The 26236-nt window shown below is 71.2% G+C and carries 23 protein-coding genes; 4 read left to right on the forward strand and 19 right to left on the reverse strand.

Annotated elements, in window-relative coordinates; all coding sequences use genetic code 11:
- Positions 1 to 75 precede the first annotated feature (75 nt).
- The 7 genes from PZC42_RS05810 to PZC42_RS05840 form a co-directional block, all read right to left on the reverse strand.
- Entirely contained in the window at positions 76 to 4269 is a 4194-nt protein-coding gene (locus PZC42_RS05810; RefSeq protein WP_277209207.1) for an FtsK/SpoIIIE domain-containing protein, read from the reverse strand.
- Between the two features lie 29 nt (positions 4270 to 4298).
- On the reverse strand, positions 4299 to 5021 hold the full coding sequence (locus PZC42_RS05815; protein WP_277209208.1) for a nuclease-related domain-containing protein: 723 nt from the start codon (positions 5019 to 5021) through the stop codon (positions 4299 to 4301).
- Positions 5018 to 5167: a hypothetical protein gene (locus PZC42_RS05820; RefSeq protein ID WP_277209209.1), complete on the reverse strand. Its 150-nt coding sequence runs from the start codon at positions 5165 to 5167 to the stop codon at positions 5018 to 5020. Before PZC42_RS05820 ends, PZC42_RS05815 begins: the two co-directional genes overlap by 4 nt.
- A 55-nt stretch (positions 5168 to 5222) precedes the next feature.
- Positions 5223 to 6587, reverse strand: a complete 1365-nt coding sequence (locus PZC42_RS05825; RefSeq protein ID WP_277209210.1) for a T6SS phospholipase effector Tle1-like catalytic domain-containing protein — start codon at positions 6585 to 6587, stop codon at positions 5223 to 5225.
- Positions 6584 to 9013, reverse strand: coding sequence for a type IV secretory system conjugative DNA transfer family protein (locus PZC42_RS05830; RefSeq protein ID WP_277209211.1), 2430 nt, complete (start codon positions 9011 to 9013; stop codon positions 6584 to 6586). The genes PZC42_RS05825 and PZC42_RS05830 overlap by 4 nt, the downstream gene beginning before the upstream one ends.
- A 790-nt stretch (positions 9014 to 9803) precedes the next feature.
- Complete coding sequence (locus PZC42_RS05835; protein ID WP_277209212.1) at positions 9804 to 10727, reverse strand: hypothetical protein; 924 nt, start codon at positions 10725 to 10727, stop codon at positions 9804 to 9806.
- 160 nt (positions 10728 to 10887) lie between these two features.
- The gene (locus PZC42_RS05840; protein ID WP_277209213.1) at positions 10888 to 11586 is read right to left on the reverse strand and encodes a DUF6308 family protein; all 699 of its coding nucleotides are present in this window, start codon (positions 11584 to 11586) and stop codon (positions 10888 to 10890) included.
- Between the two features lie 181 nt (positions 11587 to 11767).
- On the opposite strand from PZC42_RS05840, the gene PZC42_RS05845 reads away from it, so the two are divergent.
- The gene (locus PZC42_RS05845) at positions 11768 to 12154 is read left to right on the forward strand and encodes a hypothetical protein (protein WP_277209214.1); all 387 of its coding nucleotides are present in this window, start codon (positions 11768 to 11770) and stop codon (positions 12152 to 12154) included.
- A 78-nt stretch (positions 12155 to 12232) separates the two neighbouring features.
- On the opposite strand, the gene PZC42_RS05850 is transcribed toward PZC42_RS05845, so the two are convergent.
- The 9 genes from PZC42_RS05850 to PZC42_RS05890 form a co-directional block, all read right to left on the reverse strand.
- Positions 12233 to 12703, reverse strand: a complete 471-nt coding sequence (locus tag PZC42_RS05850) for a helix-turn-helix domain-containing protein (protein WP_277209215.1) — start codon at positions 12701 to 12703, stop codon at positions 12233 to 12235.
- A 120-nt stretch (positions 12704 to 12823) separates the two neighbouring features.
- Positions 12824 to 13147, reverse strand: a complete 324-nt coding sequence (locus PZC42_RS05855; protein ID WP_277209216.1) for a hypothetical protein — start codon at positions 13145 to 13147, stop codon at positions 12824 to 12826.
- On the reverse strand, positions 13144 to 13389 hold the full coding sequence (locus PZC42_RS05860) for a hypothetical protein (protein ID WP_277209217.1): 246 nt from the start codon (positions 13387 to 13389) through the stop codon (positions 13144 to 13146). Before PZC42_RS05860 ends, PZC42_RS05855 begins: the two co-directional genes overlap by 4 nt.
- Positions 13379 to 14266 carry a hypothetical protein gene (locus PZC42_RS05865; RefSeq protein ID WP_277209218.1) on the reverse strand — a complete coding sequence of 296 codons (888 nt, stop codon included), beginning with the start codon at positions 14264 to 14266 and terminating at the stop codon, positions 13379 to 13381. The genes PZC42_RS05860 and PZC42_RS05865 overlap by 11 nt, the downstream gene beginning before the upstream one ends.
- Positions 14263 to 14715, reverse strand: a complete 453-nt coding sequence (locus PZC42_RS05870) for a hypothetical protein (protein WP_277209219.1) — start codon at positions 14713 to 14715, stop codon at positions 14263 to 14265. The genes PZC42_RS05865 and PZC42_RS05870 overlap by 4 nt, the downstream gene beginning before the upstream one ends.
- Positions 14712 to 15749: a hypothetical protein gene (locus tag PZC42_RS05875; protein ID WP_277209220.1), complete on the reverse strand. Its 1038-nt coding sequence runs from the start codon at positions 15747 to 15749 to the stop codon at positions 14712 to 14714. Before PZC42_RS05875 ends, PZC42_RS05870 begins: the two co-directional genes overlap by 4 nt.
- A gap of 58 nt (positions 15750 to 15807) precedes the next feature.
- Positions 15808 to 16368: a hypothetical protein gene (locus PZC42_RS05880; protein WP_277209221.1), complete on the reverse strand. Its 561-nt coding sequence runs from the start codon at positions 16366 to 16368 to the stop codon at positions 15808 to 15810.
- Positions 16358 to 16726: a WhiB family transcriptional regulator gene (locus PZC42_RS23590; RefSeq protein ID WP_306574024.1), complete on the reverse strand. Its 369-nt coding sequence runs from the start codon at positions 16724 to 16726 to the stop codon at positions 16358 to 16360. Before PZC42_RS23590 ends, PZC42_RS05880 begins: the two co-directional genes overlap by 11 nt.
- Positions 16624 to 18243, reverse strand: a complete 1620-nt coding sequence (locus PZC42_RS05890) for a nucleotide-binding protein (RefSeq protein ID WP_277209223.1) — start codon at positions 18241 to 18243, stop codon at positions 16624 to 16626. Before PZC42_RS05890 ends, PZC42_RS23590 begins: the two co-directional genes overlap by 103 nt.
- Positions 18244 to 18440: 197 nt before the next feature.
- Here PZC42_RS05890 and PZC42_RS05895 point away from each other — a divergent pair, with 197 nt between their 5' ends.
- From PZC42_RS05895 to PZC42_RS05905, 3 genes are all read left to right on the forward strand, one after another.
- Positions 18441 to 19313: a hypothetical protein gene (locus PZC42_RS05895; RefSeq protein WP_277209224.1), complete on the forward strand. Its 873-nt coding sequence runs from the start codon at positions 18441 to 18443 to the stop codon at positions 19311 to 19313.
- Positions 19314 to 20309: 996 nt separating this feature from the next.
- A complete protein-coding gene (locus tag PZC42_RS05900; RefSeq protein ID WP_277209225.1) occupies positions 20310 to 23399 on the forward strand; it encodes a toprim domain-containing protein in 3090 nt (1029 codons plus the stop codon).
- A gap of 43 nt (positions 23400 to 23442) precedes the next feature.
- A complete protein-coding gene (locus PZC42_RS05905) occupies positions 23443 to 23865 on the forward strand; it encodes a BRCT domain-containing protein (RefSeq protein ID WP_277209226.1) in 423 nt (140 codons plus the stop codon).
- A gap of 292 nt (positions 23866 to 24157) precedes the next feature.
- On the opposite strand, the gene PZC42_RS05910 is transcribed toward PZC42_RS05905, so the two are convergent.
- The 3 genes from PZC42_RS05910 to PZC42_RS05920 form a co-directional block, all read right to left on the reverse strand.
- A complete protein-coding gene (locus tag PZC42_RS05910) occupies positions 24158 to 25345 on the reverse strand; it encodes a PIN domain-containing protein (protein ID WP_277209227.1) in 1188 nt (395 codons plus the stop codon).
- A 127-nt stretch (positions 25346 to 25472) separates the two neighbouring features.
- The gene (locus tag PZC42_RS05915) at positions 25473 to 25841 is read right to left on the reverse strand and encodes a nuclear transport factor 2 family protein (protein WP_277209228.1); all 369 of its coding nucleotides are present in this window, start codon (positions 25839 to 25841) and stop codon (positions 25473 to 25475) included.
- 109 nt (positions 25842 to 25950) lie between these two features.
- Complete coding sequence (locus PZC42_RS05920; RefSeq protein WP_277209229.1) at positions 25951 to 26172, reverse strand: helix-turn-helix domain-containing protein; 222 nt, start codon at positions 26170 to 26172, stop codon at positions 25951 to 25953.
- Positions 26173 to 26236 lie beyond the last annotated feature (64 nt).

Here is a 26236-nt window from a genome sequence, read left to right on the forward strand (position 1 = left end):
GGCCGGGCTCCGATGACGTTCACGTGCTTCATGCCCGGCAGGTTGGAGCGGACGGCAGTCCGCGCCCGGACGGGATCACCCCGTCGCCATGTCCCAGTCGTCGACGGCTCGCGTCCGGCTCGCCGGGGCGGCCGAGGGCGTCGCATCCTCGTCGGCGAACGGGTCGTCGTCGACGGTGTCCTCATCCGGTGCGAACGGGTCCTCGGCCGGGGTCGCACCCCGCGGCGGTCCGGGTGGGTCTGCGGCGAAGTCGTCGACGTCCGTCGGTGCGACGTCGTGCTCGCCGGCCGCAGCCGCGACAGCAGGCTTGGCCGGGGCCACCGCGGCGACCTCGTCCGTCACGCAGGCCAGGTCTGCGGCGACCAGACCGGTCGATGGGTCCACGCGCGGGGCCACCAGCTCGACGCCGCAGGCCTCCAGCAGATCGGTGGCGTACTCGGCGTGCGTGATGCCCAGGTCCGACTCGTCGTGCGCCAGGGCGTCCAGCCACACGATGCGCTCGACGGCTCGGTCGTTGGCCAGCCGCTCGAGCGCATCCAGCTTCCACCAGCCGTGCTGGGAGTCCTGGGTGGACGGCGCGACGGGGGTCGCACGTCCGGTGAGCTCGTTGGCTCGGTGCGCGGCACCGACTTCACCGGCCCACACCATCGGGTGCGCCAGTGTGGCCAGCCGACCGACCAGCGCGCCGTCGGGCCCGTCGTCGGGCGCGTCCAGGACGACCAGGGTGCCTGTCGGGTCCGGTTCGTCGACCAGTTCGGGTGTCGGGGTTGAGTGCGGGGTGTCTGCCGGGGTCGAGTCGTCGTCCGCCTCGGACTGGGTCGGGGCCGGCTGGCCGGACCCGTCGTCGGTCAGGGCCAGCAGGTCTTCCAGGCTGAACTCCTCGGCCTGCCGTTCGATGACTTCGTCGTCCGCCGTGGCCGGCGCCAGGTCATCGGCCTCGTCGACGACACCGAACGACTCGCGCTGCGGCATGAAGGGGGCGATGTCGAGCAAGTCGGCCTCGCCCGGCGGCGCCACGGCGTTCTCGAGGTGGGCGCGGTACTCGGTGGTCGAGGCGTACCAGAACTGCACCAGCTCGGCCGGGGCCATCGTCGACTCCCACACGCCGCGTCCCTTGGGCACGTCCTGGCCCGGGTCGGGCGCGTTCTCGGGGTCGCGCAGCCCCGACATGCGCTCGCCCTGGTTGGCCTTGCCCAGCAGGATGCGGCCCATGTTGGTCTTCAGGTCGCGCAACTGGTCGTCCAAGCTGGTCGTGGTCAGCTTCTGCGTCATCAGCACCAGGTGCACGTCCGCCGACCGGGCCTCGGCCGCGATCCGCCCGGCGAGGAACCCGATGTCCTTCTTGGCGTTGTACATCTCCATCTGCTCGACTCGCTGCGCCTCACGCTCCGGGTCGTCCTCCGGCTGCCGCGGCGGCTTGGTGCCGGCCATGATGACGCCGAGGAACTCGTCGATGAACACACAGATCGGTTCCGGACGAACGTCCTCGGGCAGGTCACGCACCGACCCGGCGCCGTGCTCGGCGTTGAGGTCGGCGCGGCGCTGCACCTCGGCGTACAGGGCCCGCATCGTGGCCGCCGACTCCACCACCGAGGTGGCGAACGCGATCGTGCGGTCACGGGCGAACGTGAAGTCCGCGCCGCGCTTCTGCACGTCGATGATGGCGACCTTCGCTCCCGTGGACAGCGCCGAGGTGACCAGTCCCTGCGCGGCCGCGGACTTTCCCGAGCCGGACGTGCCGAGCATCAGCAGGTGCGGGATGTCCTTGAGGTCGATGGTCGCGTACCCGCCGTCGACTTGGGTGGCGAACGGCATCGCGCCCTTGGGGTCGCGGTAGTTGAAGTCGTAGGGCACCAGCGACGGCATCGGTGACTCGGGGCAGGCCAGCACCCGCACCGAGCTCGCCCCGAGTACCCCGGGGCGGAACTCCAGGAACAGGTTGCCCGTCGAAGTCTGCAACCGCCCCGTGGCCGCACGCGCCTGCGCGACCGAGACGCCCTGCGGAAGCTCGAAGTCGAGGACCTGCACAGTGTCGTTCATCGGCATGCGGCTCGCCTCACGCAGCACCGGTACCGCGCCGGTGACCCGGTTGACGACCTTGGCGTCGACCCACGCCTGCTCCCAGTCCAGGGAGGTGACCAGCTTCTCGATGCGGTTGGCGTCGGCCAGACGCACCTCGGACGGCTTCGCGCCGGCGTACAACGTGATCGTGTCTCCGTCGCCCGGACCCAGGCGCAGCCACGGTGCGCCCCATGTCTGGGCGAACACCTGCGACTTGGCGCGCACCTGCGGGGTGGTGACCCCGCCGTACAGCCGCAGCGTCACCGACCAGATGTGGTCGCTCGAACGAGGATGTGTCAGCGCGGCGACGTCGACGACCTCCGGGCGGGCCAGTCTGGACGCGTCGAACGCTGCGTTGACCATGCCGGTCAGCACCCACCGCTGGGCCAGGTTCGCCTGCGGCCCACCGCGGCGAGCAGGAGCCAGCGCCTGCGGCGAGGTAGGTACCGCACGGGCCGAGTGCACCAGCGTCAGCGCGAGGTTCTCCCGGTCACCGGGCCGCGACGTGCGCGACGGCATGCAGAACCCGGTGGTGGTCATGAATTTCTGCCCCGAGGCGGTGGCCAGGCCGACCTCGTAGCCGTAGTAGTCCAGCGGGTCCTGCCCCTTGCCGACGGCGAACGGGCGGAAGTGCACCTCGGTGCCGTCGGCCAGCTCGGCGACGCGGTGCACGCGCGGCTGGACCACTGGCGGCTTCATGTTCTGCTTGATCGCCGCGGCCCACACTCCGTTCCAGTGCGACTCGAGCAGCAGGTCCTCCAGCTGGCCTGCACGGTCGCCGGTGACGGCCTCCAGGTCGCCGAAGAACAGCTCGCCGCGCCGGGCGTCGACCATCACCGGCACGCCGAGCACCTGCGCGAGGCCGCCCTGAGCGGACTGCAGGTCGCGGTAGGAGCCCCCGTCGGGGAACGTGAACGCGGCCAGGTAGGCCAGGCGCGCCGTCGGCTGGTCCGGCTGTTCATCTGCCGGCTCGGCCCCGGTCGTGTCGGTGATCGGGGCGACGTCGGACAGCATCGGGCGGGGCAGTTTCATTGCGTCGGCGACCGTGACCACGGTGTGCTCGACCATGAGCCGGACCAACGCCGGGTCGGTGTCGGCCGCGGCGACGTCGACCTCGCCGCCGGTCTGCCAGGTCACCAACCGCAGCTCGTGCGGGTGGACCTGATCGGGGATCGGCTGGCCGGTCGAGTCGGTGTTCAGGCACGCCAGAACATCCAGGGCCACACCGGCGCCGAGTGCGTTGGTGATCTGCTCGCGAGACTTCGGCGTCCAGTAGTCCGCCGCCCCCGTGGTGGCCGGGGCGCGGAACGTGTCCACGGTCGCGTGCCCGACGACCTCGTGGGAGATCAGCGTCGGTGCGGGGTCGCGCTTCATCATCGACCAGCGCGGGATCCAGGCGTCCGCGGTGTCGACGAGGTCGCGCCACTGCGAGGCGACCTGGTTGCGCAGGCCGGCGCGGACCACCAGCAGCATGACCGAGACACCGACGACGACGCTCAGGACCAGCCGGTGGTCGTACGACGAGGGTGTGTACCACAGGGTGACCAGCGTGACCACGACGCCCAGGGCGCCGCCGCCGAGCAGCAGCCGGACCACCCGCTGGCGGTGCTCGGCGCCCAGAGCGACAAGGTGTACGACCTGCACGGCCGGGCGCGGGTACATCGCGTGCGCAGCGCGACGGGACGAAGCCGTCAGCTGGGCGACCACCACGAATGCGGCCAGGCCGTTCAACGGAGCCAGGTCGGCTGCTCGCTCGTCGAGCGGCTGGGTGGCGGCCGCGATGCCGGCGCACACCGCCAGGGCGAACGTCAGCCGGGTCGCCGTGGCCGCCAACGGCACCTTGAGGTACCAGGGTGCCTGGCGCGCCCGGTCGGGCGTCTCCGTGGCCGGGTCGAACGGCGCCCAGTCCCACGTAGGGATCAGCGGGCGCCAGGCGAGCTGACGGTAGAACAGATGACGGCGCATCCCCTCGGACTCTGCGCCGTTCGCGGCCGTGGGGCGCTTGGACGAGTCGACCGGCCCGGTGTAGGTCGGCGCCTGGGTCATGAACCCCGAGGCGAGCACCCCGGCCCACAGCACGATGGCGGCGGGCCAGGAGTACCACAGGGCCACTACAGCACTGATCGATGCGACGACGAGCGTGGCCACGGGCAGCGCCCACGCCGCCTGCGGAGGAGTGGGCTGTGTCGCGGTGCGTGCGGCAGGCATCTACGTCAGTCCTTGTTCGATCAGTCGGGTCAGGCGAAGCGGTCCAGGCCCGGATCGTCGAAGCCCTGGGCGGCGACGCTGGGCGTGGTGGCGATCGGCTCGTCGGCGAAGTCGTGGCGGTCAGCGCCGGGCGGCGGACCGACCGGTGCGGGTAGCAGCTGGGCCAGGGCGGCCACGACGTCGTCGGCTGCGCCGGCTCGGCGACGGCGCATCATCCGAGGTGGCCGCGAAGCGAACGAGGTGCCGGTGGTGGCGCGCACCCCACCGGCACCTCGGTAGGTGCCCACACGCAGCCGGGCGCGGTCGCTGGAAGGCCACACGACCAGCCGCATCGGGGCGACCGTCGCATACCGGTTGACCGGCTCGAGGTAGGTGCGCAGTGCCGACACGATGAACCGTCCGGTCGCCTTGTCGGCGTGCGGGACCCGCTCCAGGCCGCGTCGGGTGGTGCCGGCCAGCGTCCAGTAGCGGCCCGGCCTCCACACCTTGGAGTCGAAGACGAGAACCTGCAGCCCGCAGACCACGACGTGGTCGAAGTTTGCCCGGGATCCGGGCGTGGGCACCGACAGGTCGTGCAGCACCGTCGGCCCACCGGGTCGTCGGGCCAGGCCGTCGAGGATCGCGGCCGTGCGCACCTCTCCGTCCCGGCCCACGCGGGCGACGTCGGCGTTGACCGCCCACGACACGTCGCCGTTCAGCCCTCCGCCGGGCGTGCCGAGCACCAGACCTTCGGGCAGCACGCGGACACTCACAGGAAGATCCCGGCGACGATGTAGCCCCCGGTGAGCAGTGCCACGGCGGCGAGGGCGACCCCGAGCAGACGTGACCCGGAGTCCGAACGGATCCAGTCGTCGACTTCCTGGTCCGCCCGCTGGCGGTCCTCGCTTCGATCGCTCATCGGTTGCTCCGTTCCTCAGGGGTGCTCCACCTGGATCCATGCACGCGAACCGCGCTCAGCGGCCGTCGACCGCGGGCGGAGGGAGGGTGGACGACACCGCACCTGACGGGGTACCGAGCTGAGGGCGTGCCTGCCCGTCGCGACGGGCAGGCACGGGGATGGTCATCGACCCAGACGACGCCAGCGCCAGCGGCCACAGGTGAGGCGTCGCATCGTCGCGGCGCAGCCAGTGCGGGGTCGACCACAGCAGGTTCGCGTTGCGGGCCAGCGCGGTCGCGTCGTGCTCAGCTCGCGGGGTGAAGGGCAGGTCGTCTCCCGCGAGCAGGTTGCACGGCTGCCACGGGTCGCCGTGCTCGCCAGTAGGGCGCGCAGCACCCAACGACAGGAACTGCCCGGTGACGGCGTGCGCTCCCGGAAACCAGTCCGTCCACTCGACCACCGCCATGCGCTGCGCCACCCGGTCTCGCACCGAACCGGGGAACGCCTTGACTGCCGTGACGACCGCCTGACGCACCGAGCGCACCAACGACACGTCGCGGTGACGACGATCCGGTCGGGGAGCAACGACGAACACCACTGCCAGCCCGCACGTGTCCCACGGCGCCTGCGAGAGCACCTGGGCCCAACGGCGGACCTTGTCGTTGAACTGCTGTGACGCGCTGGCAGTGAGCTCGACAGCAAGCCGGGCCCCGTCGTTGCGCACGATGGTGGCGTCGGCCATCTTGTCCCCGGCCGCCTCGACGCCGTGCGGCATCCGCGACCATGCGGTCAGGCCCGCCACGGGCGAGTCCTTCTCGCCGAGCACCGTCGCGACGTCGCAGAACTCAGCGACCCGCAGGCACAGCTCGGTGGTCAGCATGTCGTGCCGGTCGAACTGGGTGTTGAACCGCCACGGTCGCCCGCCGGTGGTCCGCACCCAGTGGGCGTAGGTCAGGTCCGGGGCCACTCGGCGGTCGAACACGTCGTTCGCGGCAGCGCGCAGCAGCCTGCCGCGCCGGCGTCCCTCGGCGGACAGGGTCAGGCTCGAGCCCGGCTGTCCGATCTCGATCAGGTCGGCGTTGAACGCGTCGGCCAGCAAGGTGTTGGCCGACGCCGTCAACGCTGGGTGGCCGACGATCGCCGCGACCTGGTCGACCGAGCAGGTGCGCCAGGCGTCCACGGCCGCGAGGATTGAGAGACGCTTGGCGCGCATCGATCCGGTCAACACCCGGTGCAGCGCCCGGGCAGGATCGCCGCGCAGATGCACCGGGATGCTGGCGAGCCCTGCCTCGGCCATGCGGCGGGCCGAGGTGCGTGAGACCCAGGTGGCCGTCGAGCCGGACTGCCAGGTGCCCGACCAGTAGGGGTCGACGCGGTCGGCGGCTCCCGGCCCGGCCATACCCGGGTGGGACTCGAGGTCGGCGAGGTCGATGGCGCTCACGATGCCGGACCCTCAGGCGTGGACACCCAGCCCTGCCTGGCCGCAAACGCGGCCGGGTCGTCCTCGAAGTACGCCGCCGCGAACGTGAACGCGGGCAGGCGGCGCTGACGGTACGTCGAGCGGCACACGCCGGTGAATGGTTCGAGGTTGACCACGTCGTGCGGTGCCCACGTCGACCCGTCGGCTGCGAGGTCCTCGACGATGGGGCGCGCTGCCTCGGTGTTGGCCTGGTTGAACGCGATCAGGGTCGAGAAGTCCATGGCGGCCTCGCGCACCCGAGGATCGAGCTGGGTGGGGCGCTGGGTGGCGAACACGGTGCGTACCCCGAACGAACGGCCCTGGTCGTGCAGCCAGGTGATCGTCTCCGGTGAGGAACCAGCCAGCAGCGCCAGCTCGTCGGCGTAGATGTTCACCCCGCGGCCGGCGGCCTGCCACCCGGTGCAGCGTCGAGCGATCGCATCACGCAGCGAGTACATGACCATGCCGGACAACTGGGTGGTGATTTCCTCGGTCAGCATCGTCGCGGCACCCGACACGGGCGGGCCGGTGTTGATCACGACCGAGCGGTGACCTTCGAGCACCTGCTCCCAGGTGACGCGACGACGCTGGGGCGAGAAGAAGTGGTCGACGGACAGCAGTGCGTAGATCTTGTTGCGCGGCGGGGCGACGGCGTCACGACGAGACGAGGGGGTGTTGCCGCCGTAGTACGGGCGCAGCTGGGCGGCGGCGAAGGTCAGCGCCTCGACCTCGGCTGAGCGGCTGGCTGCCGCGACGGCCTCCGAGCGCACCTCGGCGTCGAGCTCGACGGCAGCGTCGTCGCCGCGCCCACCGACCAGGACGTACATCAGCTCCAGGGGGCTCATCTCGGCGCGGGTGTGTTCGAGCCGGTTCAGCACCGCCCGGCCCTCGGGCGTCTCGGTCAACGCCAGGGCCGCCGCGCCGAAGGACGACAACGCCATGAACGAGGAGTTGCCCACCGCCCCGTCGGTGAAGATGTACTTGAGCATGTTGGCGAAGAAGTCGCCGCGCTGGGACCAGGTCCCGCCGGTCGCGAGCAGGTCGATGGCGTAGCTGTCGGGGTCGGCGGCGTCGATCAGCAGCGTTCGGTCGCCGACCGTGGACGCCCAACGCAGGTAGGTCGTCGCACCCTCGCCCTTGTTCTCGAACGCGATCTGCGACTGCTGGGCGCCGAGGGTGCCGGGCAGCCCGCTGGGCCGCACCCGGTCCAGGCTGTCGTAGGCGAAGACCGAGCCGAGCAGCATCGACTTGCCCGAGCCCTTCCTTCCCACGAGGAAGCAACCCCCGGGGCGGTCCTGGCTGGACAGGTACACCGGCGTGCCGTGGGTGTCGTGACCGATCAGCGGGCCGATGCGTTCGCGCAACGGCGGGGGCACCGGACGTGAGCTCGTGGCCGACGACCCGGACATCGCCCCGGTGTGGGGGACCACCAGGCCGACCGGCAGGTGGGCGCCGAGCCGGAACGTGGTCGGGTGCATCGGGTAGTCGCCGTCGGTGGCGCCGTGGACCTTGCCCTCGGCGTCGGTGTGTTCCTTGGTCGGCGGGCGAACGCGAGACCACCACGGGCGTCGAGCGGGGGCGGGGAAGCGACCCCGGGCCACCGCGCGGGACAGCGCGCGCCCCGTCGGGTCGAGCAGACCTGCGCGTGCGGCCAGGGCTACCAGGATTCCGGAGGCGCCGAGGCCCAGCCCCCACCACGGGCGGTCGAGCACCAGGGTCAGCGTCGCCCACACGGTCACGGTCGCAGCCAGGACGAGCCAGCCGCGCGCCCGGTCGGCGTGGGTGCGCATCACCGTGCGGGTCAGCAGGTCGAAACCTGGCATGGCGGCCGCGACCTGCGAGCCGAGCGAGCGCACGTCGGCGGCCGAACTTGCCGCGACGTGCACCGTGGCGGACACGGCTGCCGACGACATCGAGTGGTGGGTCGGGGTGGCGGTGCCGAGCCGGGCGGCCAGCCATGCCTGGTGGCGCTTGGCCTCGGTGGAGGTCGCCGTGCGCAGCGTGATCGCGACCCACTGGCCGGGTGTCATCGCGCCCTGCAGCAGGCGTGCCGCCTCACCTGGGTCGGTGCCTGCCTGCGTCTCGCGGGTGACCGCGCCACCGGGACGGAACGACAGGGTGCCGATGCGCTGGCCTGTCAGGTCCGGCAGGTCGTCGCGCACCAGCCGTGCCCCGACGGCGCGGCCGAGGTGCTCGGCTGTGGTGGCGGCCGCGGCGGTGTCCGGCGTGATCAGGAAGCTGCGGTGCTCGGCGGTGGTGCGCACCACCAGCAGCGTCAGGCTCGCGGCGGGCGACCCGAGACCCGCGGCGGTGAACATCCCGGCGCGCTGGGTGATCGTGGCGGGGTCCAGGTCACCGGAACCGGCGGGGGCGAGTCGCCAGATGGCCAGGTTGTCGCTCGTCGTCATGACCTGTGTCATGCACGCGAGTCGCTATTGAGGGATTCCCAGCGCCAATTCTTCGCACATCCCGGCAAAATCGGACGAAAATCCCTCAATAGGTTCCCCGCAGCCCGCCCCCGCTCCACCTCGCCTCACCTTCTGCGGGTAGGGGGCAGGGGCGTGTTCGGCTCGGTGCGCCTGCGGCGGGCTGCTCCGGCCTGGGGGCCGTCGCTGCCACGACTTCGTCGCGGCGCGCGACGCGCTGGGCGCATCGCGAAACCCGGTGTCCGGCCGCTGGGCGGCCTCTACCCGGTGTGTTGACAGCCGAGACGCGCAGGCGACACGGCGCCCGTGACGGCCACGCCACGCCGGCTCGATGCCCCCGCGCGCACCCTCACCTTGCCAGGGGTGCCCACGGGTGCAGGCGTGCAGAACGACGCACCGCATCCGCACAGGACCACACGGCCGGGCCACCACGCCGCCGGCAGGCCCCGAACCTGCTGGCAGAAAGGCGAGCACGACGACGAACACCACGACGACGGCGACGAACAGAACCACGAGAAGAACGACGAACAGCCAGTGGACGCGCAGCGGCCACCAGAACCACGACAAGCACCACGACACGACAACCACAACGACCGGCGAGGACGCAGTCCGAGCCGAGCACACGACACGCGACCCCCACAACGACAACGCCACGACCAACGAACCGAACAGGCGAGGCGCGCAGCGCCGAGCCGTCTCCTGGCAGTTCTGGTCGGGCCCACCGCACTCGGTCGCCGTCTGATCAGTGGCTCTCCGGCTACCGCCGTCCCGGTCAACCTCGCGCGATCGCGCTCGGTGGACGGCTGATGCGGCTGCCCAGTCGCCAGCGGTGGGGGTCGAGGGCACCCTGTCGGAACCCGGCGCGGTGGTACCAGCGGGCGAGGCGGTGCAGGTCGTTGTCGCTGGCTCCGTGCGGAGGGACGAGCTCGCCGTGGATCGGCTTGCCGACCGCGTCGGCGTACCGGCACAGCTCCAGCAGCGCCTCGGTGCCTATGCCGTGCCCCTTCAGGCCGGGCGGCACACCGATGTCGTGCAGCGTGATCGCGCCGACCTCGCCGAGCTCGGGCAGTGCCCCGTCCTCGCTCACCCAGAGCTTCACCGGGCGTGAACGCTCAAGGTCGCCTGCGGTGGCGGCCAGGGGCCGTCGGCCGGCGGGCAAATGTTCGAGGAGGCGGCGTCGTGCGTCTCGCTCGACGGTGGGCGCCTGCGCGAGGGCGAGTATGGCGTTCTCGGCCTGGGTGCGGGCCTCGGGGTCCTGGTCGAGCTCGGTCAGGACCCTCATGGCGGGCAGGGCGGTGAGCGTAGACCGGGCAGTGGACAAGACATCGTCGCCGAGGCCGGTGGTGCGCAGCAGACGGGTGAGGGTCTGCTCCACGGACGTCTCGGGGCCGTGGGAGTCCGCGGCGCGAGCGACCGAGAACACGCCCCAGTGGGGGCCTGCGCCGACGGCGAGGTCGATCAGCCGGTGCTGGACGGACCGGTGGGCACGGAGCAGCTCGGGGTAGCGGGCTTCGGCTGCCCGGCGAGATCGGTAGAACCCGACCCAGGACAGCGGCCGGTACCACGGGGGTGCTGGGGCGCTGGCTGTTGCGGTATCGCGCTGGACGACCTCGACGAGCTGCACCCAATCGTGGGCGGCGGTGCGCTTGCGCGTGGCGAGGTCGGGCTCCTCGGACGACGCGAAGACAGCAGGCATGTGGACTCCCGGTGTCTGGATGGTTCGTGCTCTGGCTCGCCAACCGGTAGGGCATGCCGCTCTCGACCTCCTTGTAGTTCTCGCCACGGTCCAGCCCGGCCACTGGTCGGTCGCCGTCGGCGATCGCGCTCGGTGGTATCGCGGCGGCGCGATGCCCTCGCTATCGAGAGCGGGTGGCGTGCCACCACAGTGCGACGTCGAGCAGTCGCAGCGGCTCGGTGTCGAACATGCAGACGCGGCCGTCGGCCTCGGCGGACGCCTGGGCGCGGGCCAGCGCCGTGTCGATCGCGCCGGAGATCACTGGGTCGGCGACCAGGGCGCGGATCACCTGCAGCTCCAGGCGTCCGTCCTTCGGGCCCGCCAGCCCGAGGACGCGGCGCACCTCGCGGTCGCGCACCGGCAGCAGACGCGGCCGCTTGCGCGCGGCGAGCTTCGCCGCCGTCACCCACGGGTCGGACCGGGCCGCACGCGGGTCGGCCAGCGCGGCCTTGATCTCCTGTTGGAGCTCCCACGCGAGCTCGAGGTCGTCGGATCCTGCGGCAGCCAAGGGCACGTCGGTGGGTACGGCCGCCAGCGCGGCCAGCACCCGGTCGCGGTGCGGGCCGTCGTCGAGCAGGCGACGCGCAGCCGGTGCCTTGACGTCCACGCTCAGCAGCGTCACGGCGAACAGGTCACCTGCGGTGATGTCGCGGGGCACGTTGCCCGACGCCGTGGCGAACGTCGCTCCGGCGTAGCCGCTGGCGGTGTCGTAGTAGGACTCGAGGGGGACGAACGACAGTGCATCGAGGGCAGTGCGACGTGCCGCGTCGAGCACGCCGTCACCCAGCGCGGGCCAGCCGGCCGGTACCTGTTGGGTCATGGCCTGACCGTAGCTGTGGGGGCTGACGGTGTCGGGACGCCACGACGGGACGGCGGTTGGCGCACTCGACCTCGAGCGGGATCTGGGTCTGCTGCACGGATAGGCAACACCTCATCTGGCTTGCCCGGTAGGCGGGATGGCAGGCTTGGCCCGCTATCTCAGTTTGAGGGGTCGGTGTGCTGTGGCGGCGGAGATGGAAGCGGCGGTCGAGTTCTACTCGCACCACGGGTGCCTGGTGGTCCGTGACACCGAGTCTGATGGCGACGTGTCTGACTGGGATCCAGAGGAGAGCCTCTGGTACGTCGACGGTGGCTCGGTGATCTTCGCCGTTCAGCCCGGTGTCGACGGGCCGGTCAGGTGCGAGGTGTGGGATGGACTGCCGGATCGCGTCCTGCCACAACAGATCTTCGAGGCACGGCTGCGTATCGAGGGCGAGCTGCAGGTCGAGGATCCCGCGGGTGTGATCGACATTCGGCTCCGATGGTTGCGTGGTGACAAGCGCCTGGCGGTGTTCGCCGACGACGCCGAGTTCGCAGCCCGCGTCCAGATCGTCGTTACCCCGAGGTGAGTTGGCCGATCCCGTATGTGTGCCTGGGAGGCCTCGGAGGTGTGCCTGGCGTGCAAGTCTCGGTGGTCGATGTGCTGGTCAGGGAGATTCGGGGACCGCCCTCACGAGGGGGCCGGAGGCCGTCGGTCGCTTGCGGGCCAGGGCGGCGTCCAGGCGGCAGCGCCGACACCGGCGCCTACCATCGGCGAAGACGTAGGTGTTCTCCAGGGTGTACTCGTGGCCCTTCGGGCAGTGCGTCTTGGCCCGCTGATGCGCGGCGCCGTCACGCGGTTCAAGGTCGCCGTAGCGGCGCAGGCGTTTGCGATGAGCGGGGCACAGCCCCGAGCGAGCCCCTGCCGGACGCTCGCACCCCTCCACAGGGCAGGGCACCGGTGGACGCGCTGTTCGTGCTTGCCGGTAGTACGCCTCGATCTCGGCTGCGAGGAAGGGATGGATACGCCACCGGGTGCCGAACTTGGTGAACCCTCGGCGCGCGAGCAGCTTGCGGACCGACTCCGCGCTGACACCCGCACGCTCGGCCAGTTCGCGCGGCGTCGTCACCTCATCCACACAGGCAGGGTAGTGCGCGGTGCAGAGTGCGGCACCTGCCGCTTCGGCTTCGGTGGGGGACGGCTGAGGTCCAGGACTTAACGTCGCCGTCGGGGCTCCCAACGCCGCCGGACGGTGAGCTCAGCGGGCGCGGCGTCCGTGGGCGACGTCGACCAGCTCGGTGGGGGAGTGCACGCCGTGCGACAGGGCGACCAGGATCCGTGAGGTCGTCTCGGGCACCGACCGGTGCTCACTGGTCAGGACCGACAGCGCGGTGGCGTAGCCCTCGCGTGCGCCACGCAGGACGTCGTCGCGTCGGCCCGTGGCCATCCACCGCTGGTGGGTGCGCGCCAGCAGGTCGGCGATGGCCAGCTCGTCCGGGTGGTGGCGGGTCAGCGAAGCCTCGAAGTCGTCGCCGTCGCGCGGCTGGATCGGGAAGGCGATGACGTTGTCGCCGCGGCTCACCTCGTGGCCTCTTGCTCGAACTGGCGACGCGCGAAGGTCTCGACCATTGTGTCCAGGCCGCGTGATCCGCAGGTCGCCTCGACCGCGACCAGTGCTGCGTAGGCGACAGCGTCGAGCAGCTCGTCGGCGTCGAAGGCCATGTGCAGGTCGTCCATGTCCTCGGCGAGACCATCGCGGTGGGCACGCAGGTAGGTGGCACCGATCAGGATCGACTGGGTCTCGTCCAGCGGTTCAGCGGCCATCGCCGGGCTCCATGAGGTCGTCGGGGGAACCTGCGGACTCTGGTGCGACCCGCTCAGGGTCCTCGATCCCGAGCTCGGTGACGATCATGTTGCGGGCGAACTCGCGCAGGTCATCGACGATGCGGCGCACCTTCCAGATGGGTAGGGCGAGTTCGTCGGCGATCTGCCGGTTGGTCGCTGGTTCGCCCGTCCCGGCGGCGTACATCCCACCGAGCCAGGCGATAGCGACGGCCGCCTGGTTGGCGTCGCCGGCGCGGCGGACCGAGTCGATGACACGGGAGATGAAGGACGCGGCTTCGTGCGGGTGCAGCAGGTGCTCGGAGTTGTCGATCCACTCGACGTGGTGGTGGTCGGCGATCTCGTTGGCGCTCAGGTCGACGAAGTCGGCCACCCGGGGCTGACCCGTGCCGGGGTACCTGGCGACCAGTCGCTCCTCGAGCTGGTCGCGGCTCGGCTCGTGTCCCAGTTCGTCGGCGAGCTTGCTGCGCTCGGCGGCGACGACGCCGCGACGACGCAGGACCCCCGCCATGCCGGCGGCCGGGGCATGTCCCGACTCGGAGTGGGCGTGCGAACGCACCTTGCCGGCCACGGCGGAGTAGAGCAGGCCGGCGAAGTGGCCGACGCCGAGCAGCTTGTCGGGGTGTGCGACGTAGTCGGCAACCATCGTCCAGGCGTGCTCGGTCACGATGGAGGTCACGTCGTCGCGGTGCTCGGTCACGGGCAGGCCGTAGCGGCGGCACAGCTTGACCGCGATGCGCGTGAACAGCGCCATGCGCTCGGTCAGGAAGTCACCGACCATCCGCTCATGGTGGGCGGGGTCGGCGCAGGCGATGTCGTCGATGGCCTGCAGGTCCGGGTCGCTCCAGGGGCCGGTCATCGTGTCGCCTCCTCGTCGAACGCTCTGAGAGTCGCGGCCCAGGTCGAGCGAGGTCCTGGGGTGTGGGGGAACCCGGGCCACGGCGGCTGGGTCCGGTCGGTGCGCAGCGCCTCGCACCAGGCGAGGTAGCGCGAGCCGTCGCTGCGGGGGTCGAGCAGCCATGCGACGGTCAGACGGCCTCGCGGTGGCAGCTCGGCGCCGAGCGCGCCCGCCAGCCGGGCCAGGGTCCGGTCGGTGGTGGTGGTGCCCCAGCCGGGCTGGGCGAGCAGCACCTGGTGCAGTCGCAGGACCAGCAGGGGGTGCCCGTCGGGGGCACTGGCTGCCTTGATCAGGTCGCCGACCTCGAGGAGACCTTCGGTGATCGACATCAGGTACTCGGCGCGGTGGCGGCGCGCGGCGGCCAGGGCGGAGCGCGCTTGCGTCACGGAGGCCGGGGCGAACGTGCTCATGCCGCCTCCCATGTGCTCGAGGTCGCGCGGTCGACCTCGCGCGACATGTCGGAGGGGATCACCTGGGGTGTGCTCATCGGGTTCAGAGCCGCCAGGGCGGCGGTGCGTGAGATACGACGCGACGGGTAGGTCTCGTTGTAGGCCGCGACGAGATCGTCGATGCTGTTCAGCTCGCGCTCGCGCAGCATGCGGCGCACGATCCGGCCGTGGCGCGGGTCGCAGATGTGTTCGCGCAGCCGGTGCTCGGCGGTGCGGTTCAAGTCGCGCGAGATGTACATCAGCGGGTCGACGCCGGAGAACGTGGCCGGGATCAGGCAGCGGTCGATGAGCCGGTCGATGTAGGTGCGCTTGTCGGTGGCGGCGGGGTGGGCGCGACCGGTGGGGGTCTCGGGGGCCGTGTCTCGGCTGTCGCCGAGAGTCATGCGGGTGGCGACCGTCTGCAGCGACTCGGTGTCCAGGACGTGCCGGCGCTCGGCGTCCTCGGCGAAGACCTCGGCGGCCACGATGCCGTTGGCGCGAACGAGGGCGCCGGTGACCATCGGCTCGAAGCGCTCGCGCAGGTACCAGCGGGCGGTCTGCCCGGCTTCGACGAGATCGCGCAGCCGGGCCTGCAGGTCGCGGCGGCGAAGCCTGGGTGCGGTGATACGCGCCGGGGTGCCGTGGGCGTCGTGGTCGGTGAGCTGTTCGTCGGCGAGGGGGTCGATCCGCACCGTGACCGTGCCGGTGCCGGTGTGTCCGAGCCCGGCGAAGACGAAGTGCAACGAGGCGGGGTCGCCGTCCGCGTCGACGACGTGCACGGTGCCTTCGGTCCAGTCCAGGCCGACGGGCAGCTGGAGCCGGCCGCCGGTGTCGGTGTCGCGGTCCTTGCGACCGACGCTGATCGCAGCGATGCGCCACATCCATGCCTCGCACACCACGACGGCGCCGGCGGCAGGTGTGGGTGCGTCCAGGAGCGCTGCGGCGTCGCGGCCGTGGCGCACGGCGGCGATGAGCTCGCACGTACCGTCGAGCCATGTGTGGCGCTTCGCGTTCATCGGTGTTCCCTCCAGGTCGCTGCTGTCTCGGCGGGTAGACGCCTGCGGGTGGCAGATGTCACAGGTTTTGCGGGTCGGATGTTGTGCGGTCGGATCGCGCCCAGGCGGCGGCGATCGCGGCGGCGGCTAGCGGTACGACGCCGGGCGCCCACCAGGTCACGACGACGACGGTCGCCACCGCGCCCAGTGCGACCGCCGTCAGGTGGCTGATGCGCCGCCAGCGCATCCAGACCGCGATGAGCACCAGGGCGCCCACGACGGCTGCCAGCGCGCCGTAGGTGCTGTTGGTGCGGGTCGAGGTCGTGGCAGCGACGGCGCCGACGGAGACGAGGGACAAGGCGAGGGGCGCGACCCAGGCCGGTGCCTGGCGGTCCGTACTGGTGGCGAGGGCGTGCCCGGCGGGGCGCAGTGCCGTCGGGCGGGCTGAGGGGGTTGGTGCGCTCGACGGGGTGGACGGCATCGTGGCGGGCACGTGTGCTCCCGGGGTGCTGGTTGCCTCGAAGGAGGGGGCGGCGACGTCGAAGCTGTAGCGCGGACCCTTGCGGTGGGACCGGGCGAGCCGGGCGGCCTTGCGCTCGTCACGTCGGAACAGGTCGGCGACGTCGGGGTCATGCGGCATCGGCCGACCTCCTGTCGGAGTTGCGTCTGGCGGAAGCGCGGCGGCGCTGGGCGGCACGTTGCCGTTCGTCGAGCCCGCCCCAGACGCCCCACCGCTCGGGCACCTCCAGCGCTTGAGCGAGGCAGGGTTCGGTCACCGGGCACGTCCTGCAGATCTGTTTGGCCCGGTGCTCGTCGGGGTTGGGTGGAGAAGAACAGCTCGTGGTCCTCGGTGAGGCAGGCCGCCTGGTCGCGCCACCGCTCGGTGGCCGCCATGTCAGCGGCCCAGGCGACGAAGGCGGGCCAGCAGCCCACGGGGTTCGGGCTCGGGGATCACCCGGTCCGGGTCGAAGTCGGTGTGCCCGGTGACGGCGAAGCAGATGTGGTCCAGCACCCCGGACAGGGTGGGGATCTCGGCCGGGGACTGCCCGGAGTTCATCGCAGCCATGACCCGGGTGTCTTCGGTGACGTGTCCGGCGTAGGACCCGATGCCGCTGAACAGGGCTCGCAGCTGGGCGGGGTCGACGGCCAGGTCTGCGCCGATCCGGTTGAACGTCACCAGCATCCGGTCGGGGTCGACGCCGGCGGCACGGAATGCCTTGAACCTCGAGATGAGGTTGTCGATGCCGGGCTTGGAGGTGTCGGAGATCCCCACGGCCCAGGCGCCGGAGCGCAGCAGCGGCACGACCAGACCGTCGATGAGTCCGGAGGTGTCGGTGGCCTCCACGATCTGGGTGTCGATGACGACCAGGTCGTAGGCGGCGCGGGCGGCCTGGACGGCCTGGGCGTAGACGTCGGTGGTGACGACGTCCGGGTCGGACAGGTGCTCGGGCGGCGCGAGCACGACCGAGAACGTCAGCGGGTCGGCGATGGCCGGGCGCACCGGGTTGAGCCGGTCAGGGGTCAGGATGAGGTCGTCGTAGCTGATGTGCCCGACGGCGGCGTCGTAGATGCTCGGCACGGACTGCGAGGCGGGCACGCGCAGGTACTTCCACTGGTCGCCCTGGCCGCGGTTGGCGTCGATGACGACGGCGCGCAGCCCGGCGGAGGCTGCCTTGGCGGCGATGGCGACGGCGAAGGAAGACTTGCCCACGCCGCCCTTGCCCGCGACGGTGATCGCGACCTGTCCGGCGGCGGGCCGGCGGGTGGTCGCGGCGGTCGTGAACATCGCACCGGTGTCGATGGGCTCGTCGTGCACGACGGCGGGCGCGGGTGCGGCGGGGGCTGCCGGCTCCGGGCGCACCGGTGCGGCGGCGTGCTGGCCGGGGGTGCTTGTGTGAGCGGGCGGCGGGGTCGGGGCGAGGTCCTCGGGCAGGTACGGCGACGGGCTCGCCCACGGGTCGGCGGATGCGGCCGGTGCGGGCGCCGGTGGCGCGGGAGCAGGCTGGTCGTCCCACGGGTCGCTCGCAGGCGGGGCGGCGATGGCGGGCTGGGCGGGAGCCGTAGCCGGAGCAGTGGGCTCGGTCGCCCACGGGTCGGACGCGGGAGCGGTGGAGGGACCGGGCGCCGGGACGTCCAGGGAACCGTCGGCGCTGATCGTGGCAGCGCCGACCGCGCCACCGAGCATCGCCAGCTCGGCGGTGGCCAGCAGCTCGTCGACCTGGGTCGGCAGTGCGACCTGGTCGGCGCCGGGGATCTCGACGCCGGAGCCGTCGGCGACGCGAACCAGCGTCACGGGCGTCCTGGCGGTGGCGTGCTTGGTCAGCCACGCGCGCATCCCGGGGGCGGGGGCGTCGGCGGCGATGATGGTCAGCGGACCGGACGACAGCGCCTCGCGGGTGGCGTTGGCGTCCGCACGGAAGTCGTCGCTTCCGCCGACGATGTCGAGCCCGTGGGCACGCAGGACGTCGGCAAGCTGGGGCAGGCAGATGAGTGCTGCGCGGTCTGAGGTACTCATGCCCGTTCCTGGGGGACCGGGTCGTGTGGGTGAAGACACGCGCATCGACGGAGCGTTCGTCTGTCCTGTGCGGCCGCGGTCGTGGATCATGGTTGAGACCTTGTACAGGAGGGCATCCGGCCCATGGCGGCGCAGCGGGGAACGGTCCCCGCTCGAGGGCCGGTCAGCACGCCACAGGAGAGTGGAGCTCGAATCGAATGACGACGCCTGGGCAGGAGGCGGGCCAGCATCCGGGGCCGGACCCCGTGCGGTGGATCGTGGCGCAACACGATGCGCTGGTCCCCGCACTGGACCGCGCCGAGTTGGATTCGGCGATGTTGACGTTGTGCTCGCGAAGACCCGTGTGGTCGCGGTGGTGGTTCGCCGGCGTCGTTGCCGACGTGCTGGCGACGCTGCCGGCGTCTGACCCGTGGCGGCATCTGTCGGCTCGGATGGTCGGCGACGGTCAGCAGATGACCCACGGTGACATCCCGCGTCCGCCGGATCGCACCGGCGCGGTCTCGCCGCGTACCGGGCGGCGGTTCGGCACCGTGCAGGACGCCACCGACGTGCTGGGTCCGATGGCCGGCGGGGACCTGCGTGCGGACATCGCCTATGCGGCGTTGGCGCAGCCGCTGCGCGCGAACGCTGCCGCGGTGCTCGGGTTCGCCGGGGCGGGTCGGCGCCAGGCGGCGGACGCGTTGGCGGTGGTCTACGACCGGGTGCTGGCTGATGGCAGCCGTGACGCCGACGATGCTGCGGCGCAGTTCGTTGACGACCGCGAGATGTTGTTCGCCACCGCGCGGGTGGTCGATGACCTGGTGCCGCAGGGTCGGCAGATGCGCGCGGGCGGCGAGCTGTTCGTCGCCGGGGCGCAGGCGGTGCGGTGGGCGATGCATCGGCGCCGGTCCTATGTCGGCGGCGATGATCCGTTCGCGGTCTCGCGGGGGATGGCTCACTCGGTGGTGGCGGCGATGGTCGAGGTGGGCCGGACGGTCGATTGGGGGCCGCTGGACGAGGCGGTGGGTGCTGCGGCGATCGACGACGGCGAGTACATGGACCTCGATCCCGATGGTGACGAGGACTTCTGAACGGTTTGCGCAGCGGTCGCACGAGGTCCGCTGCGGGTTGTTGGGCGAGTGCTCGTCGGGCGTCGGCGAAGACCTTGCAACCGGACGCCTCTGTCCGGTTGTCCGCTTTGCGCAAGATGCCGTTTGCATTCGGGCGACGGCCTCTGGGCTGCCGTCTGCGAGTCGCTGTCCGAATCTCCCGGTTCCTCCCAGAACTGTGGTCCGCGGGGCGTCTGCTGCCGCGGGTAGCGCCGCGGAAGGGCCGGTGTCCGAATCTCCGGGTTCCTCCCAGAATCCGTCTGCGGACGTGCGCGGGCCTCGCGCGTCGTCGCGCAGCCCGGCGGCCCGTCCAGTGCCCGCCATGTCGTAGTCGCCCCCGCTTGGGCGCTAAGTCCGATTGGGCACCCTGACGGAGCATCTTCGCCCAGGTCACACGCGGTTTTCGCGCCCCGACCGGCAGAGGGTGCCCAGTGGTGCCCAGTCGCCGCTGGGCACCCATCGCCGCAGGTCAGACAGCAGAAACATGCCCAAAAACGGGGGGTGCCCCGCTGCCCAGTCGCCACAGCAGATACATAGAGACCCAGACATCATTCATTCTTTAGTGAGTCAGACAGGGACACGGACTGAATGAATGATGCGAGAGTCTCTTATATATATATCTACTAACTGGTCAGACTGGTCATCTATCTATCTATCTATCTACGTCACCTCCAAATATGTACTCTGACCTGCAGCAACAGGTTTGCCAGGAGTGTGTACCAACATGCCCAGTCGCACGACACCCGCGCTGGGCGCCCCTCCGCGGTCCCAGCCAGGTTTGCGGCCCCACCTGCAAAAACACCCTGCCCGGCTTGCCCAGTCGCGACTGGTCACCCCCACACGCCGCCACCAACCGCACCAGTCACCCACGCCGAATCGCTGTCAACACCCCGGGCATGAGCACGCCCGAGCACCCCCGGACACCACGGGCCACCGGCCGGCGCCATCACCACCGCCCCCGGCCCCACAGGGACGCACATGACCAACCACGACCGCCTGCTGACGCCCTGGACGCCCGAGGACTACGCCGTCGTGGCGACGGTGGCCGACCCGGACACCGACGCGGCGACCCGGCTGCCCGGCGACGGGCTGACCGGCTCGGGGGCGTACAAGCTCGCCAGCTCCGGGGTGGCACCCTTGGTCGCTGCCGCCCGCGGCTACCGGACGTTCGACCCGTCCACCGTCGCCGCGGTGGCGGCGAGCCTGGGCACCGACGGGCGCCAGAGCGACGGGCGCCAGCTCAAGCTGGCAGCCGCCAAGGGCGATGCGCTGCTGATGCCCTGGTACCGGATGAGCTCGCGCGCCGCCGAGGAGCGCGCAGTGACCGCGCCAGTGCCGGACACCCACCAGCTGCGCCCGGCCGCACCGCTGATCAACGCCAAGGGCGAGCCCGCCAAGTACGTCTTCCTCGCCGGGGCGAGCACCGCGCTGGACGTCCACCCCGCGGTACCGAGCAAGCGCATGGACACCGCCGGTCCGATCGCGTTCGTCGAAGGCCTGCTCAAGGCTGACTCGCTGCTCAGCGCGATGCTCCTCGACGTCGTCGACGACCCCGAGGACCTGGCCTACCCGGCCTCGCCGACCGCGCCAGGCGTGCCGGCCACCGCGGCCGAGGCCCGCACGATGCTCGCCCGGCTGATCGAGCTGCTCGACCCCGACCAGCACCCCCTGGTGGTCGCCGTGGCCGGGGTCGGCAACTGGCGGTCCCACCCCGAGTGGAAGTCGCTGTCGATGGCTGGCCGCGACGTGTGGATCACGTTCGACGGTGACGTCGCGACGAACTACAACGTCTGGAAGCAGGCCGACGAGCTGTTCGACTTCGTCGCCGCCAAGAAGGGCACACCCCTGCTGGTCGACCTGTCCGGCGTCCAGACGCCCAACGGCGAGAAGGTTGGTGTCGACGACTACCTTGCGCTGCACGGGCACGTGTCCGACCTGCCAGAGATGCTCACCGGCCGCCTGCCGGAACAGCCGGCCCGGCCGGCCGACCTGCAGATCGGCGAGTGGCGGGTGAACGAGGAGGCCGCCACCGTCGAGGAGTGCGCACAGCGCACCGACCCGATCTCCGGTGCCTCGACGGGGGCCGGCTGGGAGACCCGGGTGGCGATCGCCGGGCGGGTGCGTTCGATCACGATCCACCGGGCCCCCTCGCCGCGGGAGATGGACACCGGCGCGGTCGACAGCGAGCCGGTCGGCGGCTTCGAGACCGCCTGCGAGATCGAGCTGTTCTGGCGCTCGTCCGACGGCCAGGTCATCACCTGCGTCGTGCGCGGTCCGGTCACCCTGCTCTCGGACCCGCCCGGCGAGTGGCACCGCCGCGGCGGTGAGGTGCCCGCCGAGCTGCAGGCGCACCCGCACTGGCCGCCGCGCAAGGGCGTCGACTGGCTCTCCGCGATCAAGGCCCACCGCGCCGACGAGACCCTGACACGCACGGCCTGGTCGCGCATGGGCTGGGTGCCCAACGCAGGCGGTTCGCCGGTGTTCGTCGTCGGCGACCAGGTCCTCGGCGCGACGGGGCTCGAGCCGGAGGCGGCGGCCAGCGCGGTCAACGAGGCGAAGCTGTCCGGGGCGAGCAAGTTCGGCCTGCAGCTGCCGGCCGCGATGCCCGGCACCCCCGAGGGCGACGCGCTGCTGCGTGCCAACGTGACCAAGGTGCTGGACGTCTACGCACGCAGCGGGGCCTGGACGAACCGCCGTCACGCCGCCGCGGTGCTGGCCGCCGCCCTGCGCCCGGTCGCCCCGCAGCGCTCGCGCTGCTCGGTGTTCTGCGTCGGGCCGAAGAAGCAGGGCAAGTCGTTCACCGCCTCGATGATCATGTCGCCGTGGCAGCCTTACCCGGGTATCTGGACCGAGAACCGACTGCCGGGTGCGGCCAAGGACACCATGGCTTCGATCGAGCATGCCTTGAGCCTGACCCCGATCTGGGTGGCGGACGACTTCGCGCCCTCGACCGACCCGCGACAGGCCGACATGGAGATGTCACGCCTGGGTGACCTGGTGCGCTCGATCCACAACGGCACCGGCAAGCGGCGCATGACCCAGGACCTGACCAGCCGCCACACCCCGGACCCGCACGCGCTGTTCGTGGCGACCGCCGAGAACGACCACCCGGTGGCCTCGGTGCGCGACCGGATGGTGATACTGCGCATCGGCCGCGGCGCGCTGTCGAGCTCGCGCACGCCGACCGACGAGCTGGTCAAGATGCGTGACGACACCGGCGAGCTGTCGCAGGTCGTGGGCCACATGGTGATGTACCTCGCCCAGATGGCCGCCACCGAAGGGTGGGACTACGTCAACGAGGTCTCCCGCGAGGCGCAGGAGGCCCTGGCCCGCAACGCCGAGCAGCGGATCACCGCACGCTTCGCCCACATCGCCCACGACAACCCGACACGGTACGCCGGGCTTGCCGGCGACCTGGCGCTCGGGCTGTGGTGGCTCAAGGTCATCGCCGACCAGGCCAACATCGACGCCGCTGAGCTGCGGCTGCTCAACGAGCTGCGCGACGACGTCGCCGACCTGCTCGCCGAGACGAACGCCGACTCCCAGGACCTGAGCCCAGGTGCGTCCCTCGTGCGTGCCCTGGGTGCGACGCTCGCGGCGGGCAAGGCGCACGTGCTGGCCGGCGACGACGCGACCGCCGCGCCGTACCCCGAGGACCCGTACGCCTCGACCCGGCTGGGCTGGCGCCCCTCGGGCACCGACGGTGACCTGCGTCCCTCCGGGCCCACGATCGGCACGCTGGTCACGGACAATGGCGGCGACGACGTCGTCATCTTCGACAAAGCGGCGGCGTTCCGCGCCGCGATGGCGGCGCACCCTGAGCTGATCCCGCACGGGACCGCTGAGCGCACCTCATGGTCGGCCGTGGTCGACGAAGAGCTGACCAGCCCGACGGTCGGTGAGGAGGTCGTGTCCAAGGGCAAGCAGGCCTCGGGGTCGGTCCGGGTCCGGATCGGTCAGGGCACCCGGGTCTCCGGCGTCCCGGTCTCGGTGGCGGTACTGCAGAGCGCCGGCACGACCGACCAGGCCGGACTGGCCGACATCCCTGAGGACGAAGAGCGGTGGTGAGCGCCGCGGTCGCCGTCGCGGCGCAGCCGTCAACACACCAAGCATGAACACCTTCACCGAGTCCGCGCACCCACGATCGGGTGACGGGAAGTTCGCGACCAAGACGGTAGCCGAGGCCGACGGCGGAACGGATGTCGTGGGCGAGCCGTTGGCGGGCCTGGCCGACCAGGTCCGCGCCCGGGTCGACGACCACCGCGTGTCGTGGTCGCGGTCGATGGCCGACGGATCGGCGAGCGTGGTGCTCACCCACGACGACGGCGCCCAGCGGTACTACACCCAGCCCGGACCGGGTCAGCCGTGGTCGTCCCGCGACGTGGTGCGTGACGCGGCGGGCACCCACGCCGGCTGGGAGCGACCGGTGGCCCTCGGCCCGGACCGCGACGACCCGGACCAGCTCGCCGCCGCGATCACCCACGACATCGTCGAACGTCCTGTAGACGCCCCCCAGGTGCTGCGCGAGACGTGAGCGGAATGGTGTGCCAGGCGCACGTGACCGGTCCTCGGCGTCCTCGCCTTGCCGAGCCGCGACCTGACGGCCGCGGCTCGAGGCTCGGACCAGCGCTGACTCAGGACCCGGCCGAGCGAGCGGAGCGCAGGACGACGACCGGCTGCTGTGCCACGAGTGCGGACGCCGGTGACAGCACCAGGCCACGCGCCACCGTCCGGCAGTGACTGCGCCGATACACGGCGCCGTGCCAGGATTTCCCGTGATACTGCGGCCCGCGCTCCCGGCAGGATTCTGTCCGACGGCCTGCGGGTCAGCCCACCCCATCGCTTCCGCGGTCGTTCTCCGACTCGTTCTCCGACGGCTCCTCGCCGCTGGGGCGCTCGTCCGCCTCGGGCTGGTCGTTCTGCTGCCTGCGCTCATGTCGGTCTTTGGGCACCGGGAGGTCGATCTTGGGCACGAAGTCGAACAGCGGTTCGTCTCCGATGATGCGGCTGATGAAGGACCTGCTTATGTCCGGGTTCAGTCCTGTGATCGCCTTGTAGTCGAGTGCTTGCGAGTAGATCTCTCGCATCTCCCTGAGCTGCTGTTCGAGGGCGGCTTCGGCCGCGCTGGCCGCGGCCTGGATCGCCTCGACTTCCTCGACGTCTGCATCGCTCACGTCGACGTCGAGTGCCGCGGCCTTCTTGAGGAGTTGGGAGGTGGTGAGCTGGAAGTAGTCGTAGCCGGTCGAAGCGGCGAACTCAGAGACCAGGCTGGGGTGAGGGACTGTGGGGCTGCCGTTGCCACCCTTGCGCCACCAGTCCGGCTTGATGTCGTCCGTGACGAAGATGACGTCCTGTTCCCGGCGCTTCGCGCAGGCGAGGAGCTCCTCCCAGATCAGGTAGTCGCCGGCCGCCCGGGCCGGGTCGCTCTTCCGCTTCGCGTCCTCAAAACCGGGCGGAAGTTCCAGCGGGACTCGGACTTCGACGAAGTCGCGCACGAGTCGTGCAAGTTTGCGCGGCTTCGGGGCGCGCCCGACATGGCCGTCGAAGGCGTCCTCCAAGCGATCACGGATGTGGTCATTCGAGGGTTCGACGCGGTGCGGATCCTGGTCGCGCCGCTTCTCGAGCTCGAGGCGGAGGCTCTCGGTGGCTTCCTTGATGAGCCCGCGAACATCGTCCACGGAGTCTGCGTCGCGACGCTCGCGCCCTTGCGCGAAATTCCGCCCGGCGTCGGCGAGCTCCTCGCCCTTCCTGATGAGCGCGTTGTACTCGGCGTCGATGTCCTGGATCGCCTTGACGCGGTTGCGGTGGTACTCGACGCCGACCTGGTGCGGGAGCAAGAGGCGGTCTCCGAGCGCATCGAGCACCCGGAAGAACGAGTCCCGCACCGACTGTGAGGCTTGGTAGAGGTTGAGCAGGACGTTCGTGTCGAACGCGACGATGGCGTCGCTAGCGAGCGCCGCCTCCAGCTGGCCCTTGTCGGGAGGCAGGTAGTGGTGGCCGAACGTCGAGCGCACCAGGCAACTATACGGTCGCGGAGGTTCGCCGCGGTCAGGGTGTGGCCGGTGAATCGACCCACGGGCGACCATGCCGCCATCCTGGCAGCCGCGGCGCCTGTACCTCGCCGGGGAACCTCGGTGCGGCCTACCGCCACTCGCCGTGCCAGTCGTAGAGGGCGGCTGTCGTCTGGAATTCCCTGAGTTCGACGATCAGGCCCTCAGAGCTGCGGGACACGGTCGCACCCTCGAAGCGGCTTCGATTGCCACCCCAGGTGCACTCGAATTCCCACTGCGCGGCCTCACGACTCCCAGAGGCGAACTGGTCGGTGATGGTCCAACCGTGCACGATGCCGCCTGCGGCCAGCCAGGTCTCGGCCCACTGCCTGACCCGGTCCCGGCCGCTGTAGACCGGCCCGTAGCACTCCGCAATGGTGCACTCAGTGGCAACGGCCGCGGCGATCTGCGAGGGGTCGTTGGCCACCCAAGCCTTCATGTACCGGACGAGTGGGGACATGGTCCGAGCCTAGGCGGACCGCACCACAGGGCGTTGGCGTCCACCTCCGTATGGAGTCGCCCTCTTGTGAATCTCGACAAGGCTTCACCCTGCTTCAGAACCGACCGGATTAGCCGTCGAGTCGGTTTGCCCCACGCGGTCGTCGGGGTGTGCCAGTGCGGTCCAGGCTCCGGCGGATCGCCGTCTGGGTGCGACCGGTGAGCTCGCCGATCTCCCGCAGCGATCGGCCCTCCCGGTACTGCTCGGCGACGAAGGTGTCGAACCGCCGCAGCTGGAACGGGTTGTAACCGTTCTTGAGGTCGCCGCGGAACGCCGGCAGTACCTCAAGCACGGGGCGCCCCGGGTATGCCACCGCTCAGGCCATCCGGTAGATGCGACGTCCCTCGCCCTGGGCG

Source organism: Isoptericola croceus (genome assembly GCF_029382255.1).
GTDB lineage: Bacteria > Actinomycetota > Actinomycetes > Actinomycetales > Cellulomonadaceae > Isoptericola > Isoptericola croceus.